This window comes from Agrobacterium salinitolerans, assembly GCF_002008225.1.
Taxonomy (GTDB): domain Bacteria; phylum Pseudomonadota; class Alphaproteobacteria; order Rhizobiales; family Rhizobiaceae; genus Agrobacterium; species Agrobacterium salinitolerans.
On sequence record NZ_MRDH01000039.1, the window covers coordinates 184,119 to 199,697 of the forward strand.

General features: G+C 60.3%; 15 protein-coding genes and 1 riboswitch. Of the genes, 6 read left to right on the forward strand and 9 right to left on the reverse strand.

Annotation, left to right across the window (positions count from 1 at the left end; translation table 11 throughout):
• Nucleotides 1–18: 18 nt before the first annotated feature.
• The 5 genes from BS627_RS23590 to BS627_RS23610 are packed head-to-tail and all read right to left on the reverse strand — an operon-like array spanning nt 19 to nt 5,807.
• Nucleotides 19–2,475 (reverse strand): beta-mannosidase, encoded by a 2,457-nt coding sequence (locus tag BS627_RS23590; RefSeq protein ID WP_077985557.1) that lies wholly within the window; start codon nt 2,473–2,475, stop codon nt 19–21.
• A complete protein-coding gene (locus tag BS627_RS23595; RefSeq protein ID WP_077985558.1) occupies nt 2,472–3,455 on the reverse strand; it encodes a DUF1839 family protein in 984 nt (327 codons plus the stop codon). The genes BS627_RS23590 and BS627_RS23595 overlap by 4 nt, the downstream gene beginning before the upstream one ends.
• A gap of 6 nt (nt 3,456–3,461) precedes the next feature.
• A complete protein-coding gene (locus BS627_RS23600; RefSeq protein ID WP_077985559.1) occupies nt 3,462–4,370 on the reverse strand; it encodes an amino acid--[acyl-carrier-protein] ligase in 909 nt (302 codons plus the stop codon).
• 4 nt (nt 4,371–4,374) lie between these two features.
• Nucleotides 4,375–5,556 (reverse strand): acyl-CoA dehydrogenase family protein, encoded by a 1,182-nt coding sequence (locus BS627_RS23605; RefSeq protein ID WP_077985560.1) that lies wholly within the window; start codon nt 5,554–5,556, stop codon nt 4,375–4,377.
• Nucleotides 5,556–5,807: an acyl carrier protein gene (locus tag BS627_RS23610; RefSeq protein WP_003521307.1), complete on the reverse strand. Its 252-nt coding sequence runs from the start codon at nt 5,805–5,807 to the stop codon at nt 5,556–5,558. The genes BS627_RS23605 and BS627_RS23610 overlap by 1 nt, the downstream gene beginning before the upstream one ends.
• 182 nt (nt 5,808–5,989) lie before the next feature.
• Nucleotides 5,990–6,101, forward strand: a riboswitch (TPP riboswitch).
• Between the two features lie 95 nt (nt 6,102–6,196).
• Here BS627_RS23610 and thiC point away from each other — a divergent pair.
• The 6 genes from thiC (at nt 6,197) to BS627_RS23640 (ending at nt 11,462) form a co-directional block, all read left to right on the forward strand.
• Nucleotides 6,197–8,020, forward strand: coding sequence for a phosphomethylpyrimidine synthase ThiC (gene thiC, locus BS627_RS23615; RefSeq protein WP_077985598.1), 1,824 nt, complete (start codon nt 6,197–6,199; stop codon nt 8,018–8,020).
• A 1-nt stretch (nt 8,021) separates the two neighbouring features.
• The gene (gene thiO / locus BS627_RS23620) at nt 8,022–9,026 is read left to right on the forward strand and encodes a glycine oxidase ThiO (protein WP_077985599.1); all 1,005 of its coding nucleotides are present in this window, start codon (nt 8,022–8,024) and stop codon (nt 9,024–9,026) included.
• Complete coding sequence (thiS, locus tag BS627_RS23625; protein ID WP_077985561.1) at nt 8,995–9,192, forward strand: sulfur carrier protein ThiS; 198 nt, start codon at nt 8,995–8,997, stop codon at nt 9,190–9,192. Before thiO ends, thiS begins: the two co-directional genes overlap by 32 nt.
• 4 nt (nt 9,193–9,196) lie before the next feature.
• On the forward strand, nt 9,197–9,970 hold the full coding sequence (locus BS627_RS23630; protein WP_077985562.1) for a thiazole synthase: 774 nt from the start codon (nt 9,197–9,199) through the stop codon (nt 9,968–9,970).
• Between the two features lie 88 nt (nt 9,971–10,058).
• Entirely contained in the window at nt 10,059–11,063 is a 1,005-nt protein-coding gene (locus tag BS627_RS23635) for a P1 family peptidase (RefSeq protein WP_077985563.1), read from the forward strand.
• A gap of 3 nt (nt 11,064–11,066) precedes the next feature.
• Entirely contained in the window at nt 11,067–11,462 is a 396-nt protein-coding gene (locus BS627_RS23640; RefSeq protein WP_077985564.1) for a winged helix-turn-helix domain-containing protein, read from the forward strand.
• Here the strand turns inward: BS627_RS23640 and modC are convergent.
• From modC to BS627_RS23660, 4 genes are all read right to left on the reverse strand, one after another.
• Entirely contained in the window at nt 11,431–12,507 is a 1,077-nt protein-coding gene (gene modC, locus BS627_RS23645; RefSeq protein ID WP_077985565.1) for a molybdenum ABC transporter ATP-binding protein, read from the reverse strand. The genes BS627_RS23640 and modC overlap by 32 nt on opposite strands.
• Entirely contained in the window at nt 12,504–13,211 is a 708-nt protein-coding gene (gene modB / locus BS627_RS23650) for a molybdate ABC transporter permease subunit (protein ID WP_077985566.1), read from the reverse strand. The genes modC and modB overlap by 4 nt, the downstream gene beginning before the upstream one ends.
• 53 nt (nt 13,212–13,264) lie before the next feature.
• Nucleotides 13,265–14,056: a molybdate ABC transporter substrate-binding protein gene (gene modA, locus BS627_RS23655; RefSeq protein ID WP_077985567.1), complete on the reverse strand. Its 792-nt coding sequence runs from the start codon at nt 14,054–14,056 to the stop codon at nt 13,265–13,267.
• 225 nt (nt 14,057–14,281) lie between these two features.
• The gene (locus tag BS627_RS23660; protein WP_077985568.1) at nt 14,282–15,565 is read right to left on the reverse strand and encodes an NAD(P)/FAD-dependent oxidoreductase; all 1,284 of its coding nucleotides are present in this window, start codon (nt 15,563–15,565) and stop codon (nt 14,282–14,284) included.
• Nucleotides 15,566–15,579 lie beyond the last annotated feature (14 nt).

Below are 15,579 nucleotides of genomic sequence, written 5' to 3' on the forward strand. Positions count from 1 at the left end.
ATGCCTGGCCGTCATCCCCTAGAAGGAAAATCGCCGGCTGGAACCCAGTGAGACGACCTCTCCGGAAGGAGGAGCTTCCGTCGCCGGGGTCTCCGGCAGGAGGCTGATTTTTCTGGTTTCGCCGGGGCCGAGGTGGAACCAGTTTTCCGAGGCGTAATAACCCTGCACTTCGACATGGACGGATTGCGCCAGTCGGTCCGTGCCGATTTCAAGAGACCAGTTGCCGCTCGTTTCACTGATCGCGACCTGAAGGTTTGCGGCGTGCAGCGCCTTTTTACGGCCGAGAGGGAAATGGAATGCGTCGGCGATCACATGTCCTGTCGCAACGTCGCGAAGCCGGGCGACGGTAACGTCATGGGATGGAGGGCCGAAACGATAGGCATAGGTCGTGTCGAAAAAGGCGCCGAACAAATCTGTTGCGGCAATGGTCTGGCTCTGTCGGGGTAAAAGCGTGAGCGGTCGTTTGGCGTGGACGACGGGTTGGACACCTTCGCGCAGGCAGGTCAGTTCCAGCATGGCTTCGAGGCCGCCGCCGGTCTCGTTGATGAGGTGTATATCCAGCCCGTTCGTGCCCTCATCGGAAAAAGTAACCTGAATGGGGCGGAACGCCCTTTTCAACGCGTGCCAGACAGATTTGGGCCGGCCGGTGGCATCGATGACACCCCAGCCTGCGCCGGGAACGAGATCTTGCAGGGTCCAGACCAGAGCGCCCTGACAGGAGGAGCCGCTGCGCCGCCATTCGGCGAAAGTCGCCTCCATGACCTCGGCTGTGGCGGCACGGGACATGTCGAGATAAAGGCCGCCGTCTTCGCGACGCAGAACATCCGGTTCGACGCCGTAGAGCAGGTTCAGATAATGGCCGCGAACATCCTCGAAGTCCCAGGATGCCCCACGATCCCGCGGTGCGCACGCCTTCCATCGCGGATCGTGCACGGCCACGCCGGGTAGATATTTGTCCAGTGTTTCCTGTTCGGGAATATTGGCGAAGGCGAGGCATTCGGCGGCGAAGCGCAGATCGGCGCGGCGCGCATCTTCCAGCGGGCGGCAATAGGCGCCCACGCCGTAATAGTGGCCGACCCCGGCGTTGGGAAAGAAGGGCAATGCACCGCCGGAGGGGGAATTGGCGACATAGGCTGCATCCGGCCGTTTCTCGGCAAGGAGTTCCGGCAGAACCTCCTCGGTGAGCGTTCCCTTCCATATCTGTTCCGGCAGACCGAGCATCGCGCCCTGCTGGTACATTTCACTGCCGCCACAAAAGACGGTGAGCGATGGAGAAAGCGCGGTGGCTTCGAGGAACTGCGAGATTTCCGTGACGATATGCTGGCGCAGGCTCTCGTCCTTTGCCGGGTAATCGAAATTGGCGAGCATGGCGTCCTGCCAGACCATAATGCCCAATTCGTCGCAAAGCGCGAAAAAATCCGGCGTCTCATAAGCCATGGTGCCGCCGATGCGGATCATGTTCATGCCGGCTTCCGCGGCTTTTTTCAGCCAGGGCTCGTAGTCCGGCCGTGTTCCCGGCAGGCGCACGATATCGGCCGTCGTCCAGACCGCACCGCGGCTGAAGACCGGCTGACCGTTCACCTTGAGGCCGAAACCGTTACCGTCTTCGCCATGATCGATCTCGACCCGCCGGAAGCCGGTACGCCCCAGCCTATGTTGTTCGCCGTCCAGTTCCAAAAGCGTGTCGTGCAGCGCAGGCCTGCCATGGGTGTGCGGCCACCATGTTTCGACATCGGGTATGTGGAGCTCGCCGGAAAACTTGCCGTTCTCATCCTTGGAAAGATCGGCGCTATAACCCGCGCAGCCAAGCCGTGCCGATTGTATGGGCCGCTTGGTTTCCAGTGCGATGGCGACCGTTCCCGTTCCTGCTTCGTCCAGCGAAGATCGGAGCGTGCAAAGTACAGCTTCCTGTCTGATCAGACTGATGGGCCGCCATGGGCCGGCGGCGTGGATTTCCGGGCACCAGCCGGGCATGTAACCGAGTGCGGTGGTGCGGATCAGACGCAAACCATGGGTATTCATCATCTGCGGCCGCCAGCGGGCGCGGGGGCCGGTTTTTTCAAGTCTCGGCGCAAGCGCCCGGAAGCAGATGCAAAGCTCGTCCGCGCCCGTGAGTTCGACCGGCACTTCCAGCCTTTCGAACATGCTCTGGCTCGCGGCGATCAACTCGCCATTGAAGAAGATTTCAGCAATGGTGGAGAGACCATCGAAGCGCAGGGCGGCACGCTCCCGGGCATCGGAAATCATTGTCAGCCGGTACCAGGCATCCCTGTCATTGAGGGGGCGCGGAGCGAGACGGTCGAATTTTCCGGCCGCCTCCAGAGCCTGCGCCACGGTGCCGGGAACGGAAACGTGAAGGCTTTCGAGCGATGCGGGAATATCGGCCGGCGTCTCATAGGCATCGGCCGGTGTCAGCGTCAGCGTCCAGCCTTCACTCAGCGATTCCTCGCTTTCGCCGGGAAGATAAGTCCTCACGCGGCCTCGCTGGCATCAGTGAGTTTAGTCGAAAGCGCTTCCATTACGCCGTCCCATGCATCCGCTGCTGGATCGAGCACGGTGGCCAGCGCATCAAATTTGCGGCGGGTGACGGCGCGGGCAAGCTGGAACTGCACGGTCTTGGCAACCTCGGAAATCTTGAGCGCGTGGTCTCTTGCTTCAGAAAAACCGTCCGCGTCCAGCCATTCGAAGTGGCTTGCCGCCAGTTCGAAATTGGCGCCGAGCTGGCGCAGCGTGTTGAACGCGTATTTGTGAAAAAAACCGAAGGGTCGGTCGGCGACCTTTTCCACCTGCGTCGGAAAAACGCCGGCAAAAGCGCGGACCGGATTGGTGGAGGGCCGTCTGGAAAAATGGAACTTCAGGAGCCGTTCGGCCGTCTTGCGAATATGTGCGGGCGAGGGGCTGCTATCCGCGAATTTTGCAAATTCGGTATAGGGCAGGAAGGGTGGGTCGGTCTCGGCGAGATGATGCTGGAACAGACCGTCAAAATCTTCGCCTGCAAGATGGAAAAAGCCGGCATTGTGGAAATAGTCGAGTTCGCGGTTTTCGAGGTCGAGCCGGTTGATGGCGATGGTGGTCTTGCCATGTTCCTTGCGGTAGCCCACCCCATGGGTATCAGGCATATAGAAGCTGTCCATCTCGATCAGGCAGATGCGGCCGCGTGCGAGCTGCGCGTCGATGTGATTTTCCACCCTGTCGAAGATCGCAAGCTCGGTGGTGCGAACGCCATAAAGCGCCTCGAGGTCTTCCAGCGGCACCTTGAAGAAGGTGAACTGGTCGCCTTCGAAATCCTGCGTCAGCGTGAAACCGAACATGGCCTCTGGCGGCAGGCCCTTCGAGGCCAGCACTTCGATCCACAAATCGATGTAGCAATTGGTCTCCGGCCACATTCTCTCGGAGGAATGGAGCGGATGCTGCACATAATTTTGGGGATCGAGACCGGGAAAAATCTGCCGCATGAATGATCAGCCCCAGAGCGTTTCCACGACCTTCGCAGGCCATTTCTTCACATCGAGACCATGATGCGCAAACAGCGCCAGCGCGATGCGCTCAAGGCCGAAACCGACGCAGGCGGTATGGGCAACATCGCCATTATCGAGGTTCAGGCCCCACTTCTGGCCGAAGGCATCCTGGTGGTAGTTGAAACTCATGCAGGCTGTTGGGTTCGTCGTCGATGTGACCGGGATCAAGAGTTCGAATTTCAGGTTCTGGTCGCGCTGGTTGTTGGCGAGCATTTTTCCGGCGCGGCCGAAGAAGGGATCGTTGGCGATATCGATGGTGACGTCGAGCCCGACCGCTTTCATCATTTCCACGCCGCGATCCATCCAGGTCTGGCGGAATTCGGTGACGTTCGCCTCGGTGCCCATGCAGACATATTCACGCATGCGGAAAAGCTGCTGGCGCGCCGGATCCTTTGAGGGTTCATGGCGGAAGCAATAGGACTGGATGTCATAGAGACCGCCGCCGGCGGGAAGGGCGCCACGTTTGGCGATCGTCGGATAGAGCGGGTAGCAGGCCGCCGGCGTCAGCACGATGTCGGTGGCTTTCTGGTCCTTGGTCCAGTCGCCGCCCTCATCCATCGTCTTCAGCAAGCTGACATGGTCGAGTTCACAGCCGCAGAAGGAATGGACCGTGCCGGCGAGCTGCGGGAAGCTCTTCATGTAACCGCTCTTTTCGAAATAGGCGCGGTTGATGCCGGGCGGGAAGCGGATCGCTTCGGCGCCATCGGCGCCACCGGTGCGGTCGATCAGCCGCTCGAAGGCGGCAATCACATCCTCGAACTGGCCGCTGCGTCCATAAAGACCGTCCACACCGGTTTCAATCAGCAGGCCTTCTTCGAACAGTCGATCGAGAAACGATGTTTGCATGTCCATGGTCTTATCCCAAGAGGCTGGTGTCCTGCTTGTGAACCAGCAGGAGATTGGCGGAATTGCCGAGAATGCGGTCGTTGGAAATCATCAATCGGGCGGAATGTGCGTCGCGCAGGTGCCGGCCGAGGCTATAGGGCGTGCCGTTCTTGTAGCCCATGATGCCGCAGACCAGCATGGCGTGGTCGATGATCTCGAGAATGGTTTCGGAAGAGCAAATCTTCACATTGTTCATGGCGACGGCAAAGGCCATCGACATCAGTTTTTCGGGGTCGCTCTTGGTGTCCTCGTAAGCCTTGATGCCGGCGATGATGTTGGATTTCACGACCTGCAGCTTGGTGGAAACTTCAGCAAGGCGGATTGCGCCGGGAGGAGCGGTGCCCGGCGATTTGCGCGCCGCGGCTCTGACGAAAGACTGGGCGCGCAGCACGGCGTCCGACGCGATGCCGTACCAGACGGCGCTCCACAGGAGATGCGAGCTTGCAAGCATGGATTGTGCGGCGATTTCGGCAAAGGGTTTCGGGAATATCTGCGCCGCCGGCGCTTCGCCGCGGAACAGGAAGCCGTCGGAACAGGTGCCACGCATGCCGAGCGTATCCCAGACATGGGTCTTTTCGAGCGTGTACTGATTTTTCAGGAAGACGGTCATCACCTGGTCGGCGGGCGCGGCATCCTTGTGAGCGCGCGAGGTGATGAGGATCGCATCGGCATTGCTGCCATAGGAAATGACGGTGGCATCCTTCTCCAGCCGGCAGCTATCGCCTTCGACTTCGATCGCACAGATGGAGTTGCGCAGATTGCCGCCGATGCCGCCTTCCGTGGTGGCGGAGCCGAGCAGGAGCTGTTCGTTGGCAACGCGACGCATGAAGCCCGGATGCCAGTTGCTCTCGACGCCATGTTCCACAAGGCTTGACAGCTTGATGTGGTGCATGGCGAAAATCATCGCGGTTGCCGAACAGGCCTGCCCGAGCCGGGCGCAGATATCGGCGATTTCCTGTAAGGAAGCGCTTTCACCGCCCAGCGAAGAGGGGACCTGAATGCCGAGCAGACGTTCCTGTCGCAGCGCATCAACAGCTTCCTGCGGAAAGCGGCCGGTGAAATCTACCGCATCCGCATGTCTGGCGGCAATTGCCGCGACACGGCCCGCGCGCGCGGACAGCGTTTCATCCTGCGGCGCTACGGTGACGTTCATCAGGCTGCCTCTTTACCATCCAGAATGAGCTTAACGGTGTCTTCAATCGCCCTGATGCTCGCAAAGGATTTGCGGTTCAGGAGATTGTCGGGGAATTCGATGTCGAATGCCTCTTCGATGCCGAGCATCAATTGTACCGACGCAAAGGAAGAAAGGCCCGCTGCATAAAGATCGGCTTCGTCTGCAATCGTATCGACGGGGGTTGGAAGCTGGCCGAATTTTGCCAGTATTTCACGAATAGTCGCATTCATTCCGACGTATCTCCAATGAAATCAACATTAGGTAGGTTTGTGCTTATCGTTATGCCGCAAACGATAATATTCGCCTAAACCGTTAGGTTAATTACAACTAACGGCAGCATGCGACATTCCCGCACCTTTGCCAAGTACGGATCGTCGGCCTTGACAAATGCCGGGCGGTGTTTTTTGCTGAGACCATTCACCAGGGGTGTCCCGTCAAGGGGCTGAGATTCTGCTTTCATGCGCAGTGACCCGTTGAACCTGATCCAGTTCATACTGGCGTAGGGACGGTGCAAAGACCTGATGTCGGGCGGGCGCATGACGTTGCGTTTCGGCAATTCGGTATTTTCCATCATTCCGGCTCGAACTGGGTCTCCACTGTCAAACTTTGGAGCCTCAAGATGAATATCGCTGCCAAGACTATCCCGCTTACGGTCACCACCGGGCCGCATGCCGCCTCCACGAAAATCCACAAAGCCGGCATTCTACATCCCCATATCCGCGTGCCGATGCGCGAGATCGCCGTTCATCCCACAGCCGGCGAACCGCCGGTGACGGTCTATGATTCTTCCGGCCCCTATACCGATCCTGCCCATGCCGTTTTGATTGAAAAGGGTCTGCCGCGCCTGCGTCAAGACTGGGTCGTGGCCCGCGGTGATGTCGAGGCTTATGAGGGGCGACACGTCAAGCCGGAGGATAACGGCTTTGCCACAGGCGAGCGCCTGACGCCTGAATTCGGTGTGCGTCACCAGCCGCTGAAAGCGACGGCGGGCAAGGCGGTGACGCAACTTGCCTATGCCAGGGCGGGCATTATCACGCCGGAAATGGAATTCATCGCCATCCGCGAAAATCTCGGGCGCGAGGCCGTGAAAGAAAAGCTCGCGCGTGACGGCGAAAGCTTTGGCGCGCATATTCCTGATTATGTCACGGCGGAATTCGTGCGTCAGGAAGTGGCGTCGGGCCGCGCCATCATTCCGGCCAATATCAACCACCCGGAACTTGAGCCGATGATCATCGGCCGCAATTTTCTCGTCAAGATCAACGCCAATATCGGCAATTCCGCCGTCACCTCCTCCATGGCTGAAGAGGTGGAGAAGATGGTTTGGGCCATCCGCTGGGGTGCGGATACCGTCATGGACCTGTCGACCGGCCGCAACATCCACAATATCCGCGAATGGATCATCCGCAACTCGCCGGTGCCGATCGGCACGGTGCCGCTTTATCAGGCGCTTGAGAAGGTCAACGGCATTGCCGAAGATCTGAGCTGGGAAGTGTTCCGCGACACGCTGATCGAGCAGGCGGAACAGGGCGTGGATTATTTCACCATCCATGCCGGCGTGCGGCTGCATTACATCCCGCTCACCGTCAACCGCGTCACCGGCATCGTTTCGCGCGGCGGTTCGATCATGGCCAAGTGGTGTCTGCATCACCACAAGGAAAGTTTCCTTTATGAGCATTTCGACGAGATTTGCGACATTTGCCGCGCCTATGACGTCTCCTTCTCGCTTGGTGATGGCCTGCGTCCCGGGTCGATTGCCGATGCCAATGACGCGGCTCAGTTTGCCGAGCTGGAGACGCTCGGCGAGTTGACGCAGATCGCCTGGGCGAAGGATTGCCAGGTGATGATCGAAGGCCCCGGCCATGTGCCGATGCACAAGATCAAGGAAAACATGGACAAGCAGTTAAAGACCTGCGGCGAGGCGCCCTTCTATACGCTCGGGCCGCTCACCACCGATATTGCGCCCGGTTACGATCACATCACGTCGGGCATCGGTGCTGCGATGATCGGCTGGTTCGGAACGGCGATGCTCTGCTACGTCACGCCCAAGGAACATCTCGGCCTGCCTGACCGTAACGACGTGAAGGTCGGCGTCATCACCTACAAGATCGCTGCCCACGCCGCCGATCTCGCCAAGGGCCATCCGGCAGCGCAGGTGCGGGACGATGCGCTGTCGCGCGCGCGGTTCGAGTTCCGCTGGGAGGACCAGTTCAACCTGTCGCTGGACCCGGATACGGCGCGCTCCTTCCATGACGAGACGTTGCCAAAGGAAGCGCACAAGGTCGCGCATTTCTGCTCCATGTGCGGGCCGAAATTCTGCTCGATGCGGATTTCCCACGATATCCGCGCCGAGGCGCAGAAGGAGGGGCTGGAGGCCATGGCCGCACGCTTCAAGGAAGGCGGTGAGCTTTACATGCCGCTCGCGACCCCTGCGGATGCCGAATAGCATGCGCATTCTGGTCAAGGGAACGGGGGTCGCCGGTTTGACGGCGGCCTTCGAACTGGTGCGGACCGGCGTTACCGTCGAGGTTTGCGAGCGCAATGCCGAACCCTCTCGCGGTGCATCCTGGTATGCGGGCGGCATGCTGGCGCCCTGGTGTGAGCGTGAAAGCGCTGAAGCAGCGGTTCTGACGCTCGGTCAGGCGGCGCTCGACTGGTGGGATGAAGCGACACCCGGCCTTGTCGTGCGGCACGGTACGCTGGTCGTTGCGCCAGCCCGCGACAAGGTGGAGCTTTCGCGTTTCGCATCGCGGACCGCTGGCTATCGCTGGGTGGATGAGGGCGAAATCGCCGCGCTGGAGCCTGATCTTGCCGGGCGATTTCGTTCCGGGCTTTATTTCCCGGGCGAGGGGCACCTCGATCCGCGTCTTGCACTGAAATCGCTGCATGAGCGGCTCTGCACCATGGGTGTACGGTTCCATATGGGTATCCCGTTGGATGAAGAGCCGTTCGACCGCGTGGTGGATTGCACTGGCTCTGCGGCAATCGGCGGGATTTCCGATCTTCGCGGTGTGCGGGGAGAAATGCTCTATCTCGCCACGCCGGAGGTTTCCCTGTCTCGTCCTGTCCGGCTGCTGCATCCGCGCATTCCGCTTTACATCGTGCCGCGCGAGCCGGGTCGTTTCATGGTGGGCGCAACGATGATCGAGACGGAAGATGCGGGCGCCATTTCCGCCCGCTCGATGATGGAGTTCCTGAATGCCGCCTACGCCGTGCATCCGGCTTTCGCGGAGGCGGAAATCATCGAGACGGGCACCGGCGTGCGCCCCGCCTATCCTGACAATCTGCCTGATGTCACGCAGGATGGCCGGACCATTTTCATCAACGGCGCGCACCGGCACGGCTTTCTGCTGTCGCCGGCGATGGCGCGGCAGGCGGCTGAATTCGTTTGCCAAACTCTCTCTCAAAAGGAACGGGATCATGAAACTTCTGGTGAATGGCGACGAGCTTGATCTCGCCGCCGAGACGCTGGCCGGCCTGCTTGCCAGCCTCGAATACGAGGGTGAGTGGCTGGCGACGGCGGTGAACGGTGACCTGGTGCATTCGGAAGAGCGCGCCGATTATAGGTTGAAGGCCTTTGACCGTATCGAAATCCTCTCGCCGATGCAGGGAGGCTGAAACCATGCTGACGCTCTATGGCCGCGAGGTCTCATCCCGTCTCCTGCTCGGCACAGCGCGCTATCCGTCTCCTGCCGTGCTTGCCGACGCCGTGCGGGCGAGCAACACGGATATTCTGACAATTTCGCTGCGCCGGGAAACGGCGGGCGGCAAGAAGGGCGGTCAGTTTTTCGAGCTTATCCGCGAGCTGGATTGCCAAATTCTGCCCAATACCGCCGGCTGCCACACGGTCAAGGAAGCGGTGCTGACGGCAAAGATGGCCCGCGATGTGTTCCGCACTAACTGGATCAAGCTGGAGGTTATCGGCCATCACGATACGTTGCAGCCCGATGTCTTCGCACTTGTCGAGGCGGCGAAAATCCTCTGCGACGATGGTTTCGAGGTCTTTCCTTATACGACGGACGATCTGGTCGTCGCCGAAAAGCTGCTGGAGGCGGGTTGCAGGGTACTGATGCCCTGGTGCGCGCCGATCGGCAGCGCCATGGGACCGCTCAATCTAACGGCGCTGAAATCCATGCGGGCGCGTTTTTCGGATGTGCCGATGATTGTCGATGCCGGTATCGGCCGCCCGTCCCATGCGGTCACGGTGATGGAGCTTGGTTACGATGCCGTTCTGCTCAACACGGCGGTTGCGGGCGCGGGTGATCCGGTCGGCATGGCGGAGGCTTTCGCTCGCGCCATAGAAGCCGGCCATCAGGCATATCTCTCCGGGCCGCTGGAGCCGAGGGACATGGCCGTTCCCTCGACGCCGGTGATCGGAACGGCTGTCTTTTCCTGATCGCGGCTTGTCGTCGACATCAGGCACGTCACGTTTTGCGTTGACAGTGCCTGATGGTGGCGGGATACCGGGAGAAAAGGGAAACGGCATGGCGGCACTCACAAATCTTCTGACTGACATAGGCGGCGTTTCGGTCGGTAATGTCACCGATCTTGCCCTTGGCTCCGGTGTTACGGCGATTGTTTTCGAAAAGCCCGTCATCGCTTCCGGTTCTGTTTTGGGTGGTGCGCCGGGCGGGCGCGATACCGGCCTGCTCGACCCCGCGATGACGGTGGAAACGGTGGACGCCTTCGTGCTGTCGGGCGGTTCTGCCTTCGGACTGGATGCGGCGGGCGGCGTTCAGGCCGGGCTGCGCGAAATCGGGCGTGGCCTGCAGGTCGGGTCCACCCGCGTTCCCATCGTGCCGCAGGCGATCCTGATGGATCTGCTGAATGGTGGCGACAAGGATTGGGGTCTGCATTCACCCTATCGCGAGATGGGATATGCAGCCTTCAAGGCGGCGCGTGCGACGCCCTTCGAACTCGGAACAGCCGGTGCTGGAACGGGTGCGACGACCGCCACCTTCAAGGGCGGGCTCGGTTCGGCAAGCACCGTCAGTTCCGGCGGTTATAAGGTGGCGGCCATCGTTGCCGTCAATGCGCTCGGCTCCGCAACGGTTGGAACGAGCCGCCATTTCTGGTCCGCGCCGTTTGAAGTGCGGAGTGAATATGGCGATTGCGGTTTTCCCGATCGTTTCGAGCGGGATCATACCGCGCTGAGCCTCAAGGGGGTCAATCTCACGGCAACGACCATCGGTGCGGTGGTGACGGATGCCGCGCTCACCAAGGCGCAGACGCATCGCCTTTCCATCATGGCGCATGACGGTTTGGCGCGCGCCGTTCTGCCCGCCCATCTGCCAAGCGACGGCGACACCATGTTCGCGGCCGCGACCGGCGAAAAGCCGCTTGAGGGCGGCGTTCATTTCGCCGAACTTTGCCATCTTGCCACCATCGTGATGGCGCGCGCGGTGGCGCGGGGCGTCTATGAGGCGACGGCCTTGCCGGTGGATGGAGCGCAAAAGGCCTATCGCGATCTTCATGGACGGAGCCTTTGAACGATGAGTGAGGCCCTCGCTCCACTGAAACCTGTTCTTCGTATCGATTTTCCGCCCGGAGAGCGATTGGGGCACGGCAAGATCGAATTGATGGAGCTGATTGTCGAGACCGGCTCCATCTCTGCCGCCGGGCGAGCGATGGACATGTCCTATCGTCGCGCATGGCTGCTGGTGGATGCGCTGAACCATATGTTCCGGCAACCGGTTATTGAATCGCAGCGTGGCGGCAAACAGGGCGGCGGTGCGGCGCTGACCGCTTTCGGCACTGAGGTTCTGGAGCGTTACCGCGGCATGGAAAAGCGGATGAACGAGGCCTTGCGCGCCGATATCGACTGGCTGGAGGCCAATCGTAATCCCGACGCGGCCCTCAATAGGGATCAAGAGCCGCCGACTTTATGATCGCATGTACTAGTCTTCCGGGTTCCAGCTGCAGCCTCTCGCGTGACAGATCGGTGATGCGCGACTGGATGATGTCGCCGCTGCAATCCACCTGAACCGTGACCATGCCGTCTTCACTGGCTGAGACAGTTGCGACACGTCCCTCGAGAATGTTGAGGGCGCTCAAGCCTTCGGGTTTTACGGTTGCCAGCATCACGTCACGCGCCGGTATAAGCACGCGCGCCGGGCTGCCGGATGTTCCCCTTTTGGCCGGAACATGGAGCAGCATGGTCTTTAGCCTCACGGCGGCAAGTCCGTGCCGCTCATCAAAGCTTTCAATGTGCCCGGAAAGAATGCTACCCGCCTCGCGCCGTTCGAGATGCGTGCTGAAATCCGGTCTCGCCAGCACCTCGGCTGCTTTTCCCTGCGCTTCCACCTTGCCGTCCTTCATCACCACGATGCGGTCTGCGAGGCGGGCGACCTCCTGAATAGAGTGGCTGACATAGACAACAGGGATTTTCGTCTCGTCACGCAGCCGTTCGAGATAAGGAATGATCTCGGCTTTCCGCTGCTCGTCCAGCGAGGCGAGCGGTTCGTCCATCAGCAGCAGTCTGGGGGAAGAAAGCAGTGCGCGGCCGATGGCAACGCGCTGTTTTTCGCCGCCCGAGAGTTTGTTTGGACGCCGCTGCAAGAGATGGCCGATGCCGAGCATGTCGATGATATGGTCTTCCTGCGCGACCTTCGTTTTGTCTGCGGTGAACCAGCTACCGTAGTGCAGATTTTGCGCCACGCTGAGATGCGGGAAAAGCCGCGCCTCCTGAAAGACATAACCGAAACGGCGTTTATGGGCCGGCACGAACAGTCGCTTTTCGCCATCGGCCAGCACTTCGCCGTCCAGCAAAACCTGTCCCTCATCCGGCCGCAGCAGGCCGGCGATGATGCGGATCATCGAGGTCTTGCCGGAACCGGAGCGTCCAAACAGCGCGGTGACGCCGCCTTGCGAGGTGAATGACGCATCGAGTTCGAAGGAGCCGAGGCGATGGCGGGTGGTGACCGAAAGCGTCATTCCATGCTCACCCGTTTGCCGATGATGCGGGCCAGAAACTCTGAGACGAGCAAAGCGAGCATGGAAATCACGACGGAGACAATGGTTAGCCGCAACGCACCGGCATCGCCGCCCGGAACCTGGGTGAAGGTATAGATGGCGGCGGACAAAGTCTGGGTCTCGCCGGGAATATTGGACACGAAGGTGATGGTCGCGCCGAATTCGCCCATGGCCTTGGCGAAAGCCAGGATCATGCCGGCGATGATGCCAGGCAATGTCAGAGGAAGCGTGACAGTGAGGAAAACCCAGAACGGGCTTGCCCCCAATGTGCCCGCCGCTTCCTCCAGCTTTCGGTCCACCGCTTCGATGGAGAGCCGGATGGAACGCACCATCAGCGGAAAGGCCATCACGGCGCAGGCGAGCGCCGCCCCGGTCCAACGGAAGGAAAAGACGATGCCGAACCAGCTATCGAGAAATTGCCCGATTGCGCCCCGGCGGCCGAACAGGACGAGTAGCAGAAAGCCGGTGACGACGGGCGGCAGGATGAGCGGCAGGTGGACGATGCCGTTAAGAAGCGATTTGCCCCAGAAGCGGCCGCGCGCCAGCGCCACGGCAACCGCAATGCCGAAAGGCAGGCTGGCGAGCATGGCGATGGAGGACACCCACAGGCTGAGCCTGATTGCCGTCCATTCATCAGGGCTGAGTGTCCACCAAGGCAATGCCATATCCTGCAATCGTCATCTCTCGCGGCCAATAGGCTGGGCTCACGAAAGGCAGTTTATTTCAAAACGGTAAAGCCTTGCTTTTCGAAGAAGGGCGTTGCCTTGGCCGACTTCAGGAAATCCAGATAGGCTTTTGCTGCCGGGGACTTGGCTTCCGAAAGAATGGCGACCGGGTAGATGATCGGCGGATGGCTGTCTTCCGGGAAGGCGCCGACGATCTTCACACCCGGATCGGCGGCGGCATCGGTCTGGTAGACGATGCCATAGGGTGCTTCGCCGCGCGAGACGAGCAGCAGCGCGGCACGCACGCTTTCCGCGCCGGCGACCTTTTGTTCGACCGAGGACCAGACCCCGAGTTTTTCCAGAGCGGCCTTGCCGTATTTGCCCGCCGGTACGGAATCGACTGCGCCCATGGCCAGACGGCCGTCGCCCACCAGAGCAGCAAGATCGAAGCCCTGCTTGATCTCGACTGGCTTTGCCTTGTCAGCCGGAGCGACGAGAACGATGCGGTTGCCGAGAAGATTGGAGCGGCTGTCAGCGTTGATCAGCTTCTTTTCGGCGATATAGTCCATCCATGCAAGGTCGGCGGAAATGAAGATATCCGCCGGTGCGCCCTGCTCGATCTGCTTGGCCAGCGCCGAGCTTGCTGCATAAGAAACGGTTGCTTCGTTACCGCTTTCCTTTGCCCATTCGGCATTGATGGCGTCGAGGGCGTTTTTCATGCTCGCGGCGGCAAACACCGTGACTTTTTCGGCTGCATGGGCCGGAACGGCCGCGAGTGAGGCCGCCATCCAGAAGGATGTGGCTGCGGCAATGGTTTTGAGAAAGCTGCGACGCAAAAGTCTCATGGTGTGTTACCCCGTTTCAAAATATTCCTATGAATATATCGATAGGCCTATAGGGCATTCATTATATTTTCAAGGATATATCGATGGGGTGGAAAAAAGCCCTTAGCGGGCTGGCTGAATCCTGGTGAGAAGCATAGGGATGAGGGACGGTGAGCGCATCTGATAACGGCGAACGTCGTAATGAAGCATCGGCCCGAACGTTCGTGTCGTGCGTTGGAAGTCCGATCAAAAACGCTCGCCGGCGAAATGGGCGATCTGTGCGCCTGCCTCGTAATAGGCTTCCTTCAATGCCCGGACAGGCCGCGCTTTCGGCTCCGTCAAAGGCAGCGGCAATTCTGCCTCGGCGATGTCACCGAGAATATGCTGTGCAATGACCTTGCCGAAGGCCGTGCCCGGCGCAATGCCGCGGCCGTTATAGCCCGAGAAGCCGACGACGTTCTCCGCAAATTTGTGAAATCGTGGAACGGCATTGTCCGTCATGCCGATCTGGCCATACCATTCACATTCGAATTCCGTGTCTCCAAGCTGCGGGAAAAGCCGCTTTAGCGATCGTTTTGCCCAGGCACGATGAATGGCGGCGCCGGTGCCGCGTAGCGCACCGACACTGCCGAAAACCAACCGGCCGGCTTTGTCCATGCGGAAGGATGAGAGAATCTCCTTCGTATCCCAGCAACCTTCACGGCCGGGCAGGATGCTCTTTTGCAGGTTGTCGCCGAGCGGTCTCGTCGCGAAATTGAAATAGGGTAGGTAGATCTGTTCATCGCGAACGATCTGCCATGGGCCGGTGCTATAGGCTTCGGTGGCCACAACGATCCAGTTGGCGGTTACAGACCCTTGCGGCGTCTTCACCACCCATTTTCCGTTGCTGCGTTCGGTCGCTACCGCGGGGCTTTCGGTGTGCAGACGTGCACCCGCTTTCCGGGCGGCTGCGGCAAGGCCTCGAACATAAGCGAGCGGCTGTATCGTACCGGCGCGTGTATCCAGAAGCGCACCGGAATAGGCCGTGCTGCCGGTACGTCTCGCTGTCTCCTCGGCATCAAGAATGCGGACAGGTGCGCCTCTCGCAGCCCATTGTTCGCAGCGCTCGCGGATTTCGGCGAGCCCTTTGTCGCCGACGGCACAATGCAGCGTGCCGTTTTTTTCGATTTCGCAGGGAATCGCGTGTTTCTCCACCAACTCGCGAACGAGGAGGGGCGCATTGCCCAGAAGATCGAGAAGCCGTTCGCCGTAAGTCGAACCCAGCACGCCGGGCAGTTCTTTCGGCATGACCCACATGCCGCCATTGATGAGACCGACATTGCGGCCGGCGCCGCCGAAGCCAATTTCCCTTGCTTCGAGAAGAACGACATCCACACCGCATTCGGCAAGATGAAGGGCGGCGGACTGGCCGGTGAAGCCACCTCCGACAATGACGACATCAGCAACCGTTGCGCCCTCCACGGCGGGCGTTACGGGCGGCTGTGGCGCGGTCTTTTCCCAGAGGCCATGCGAGCGGGGGTCATTATACATCGTTCCACCATGTT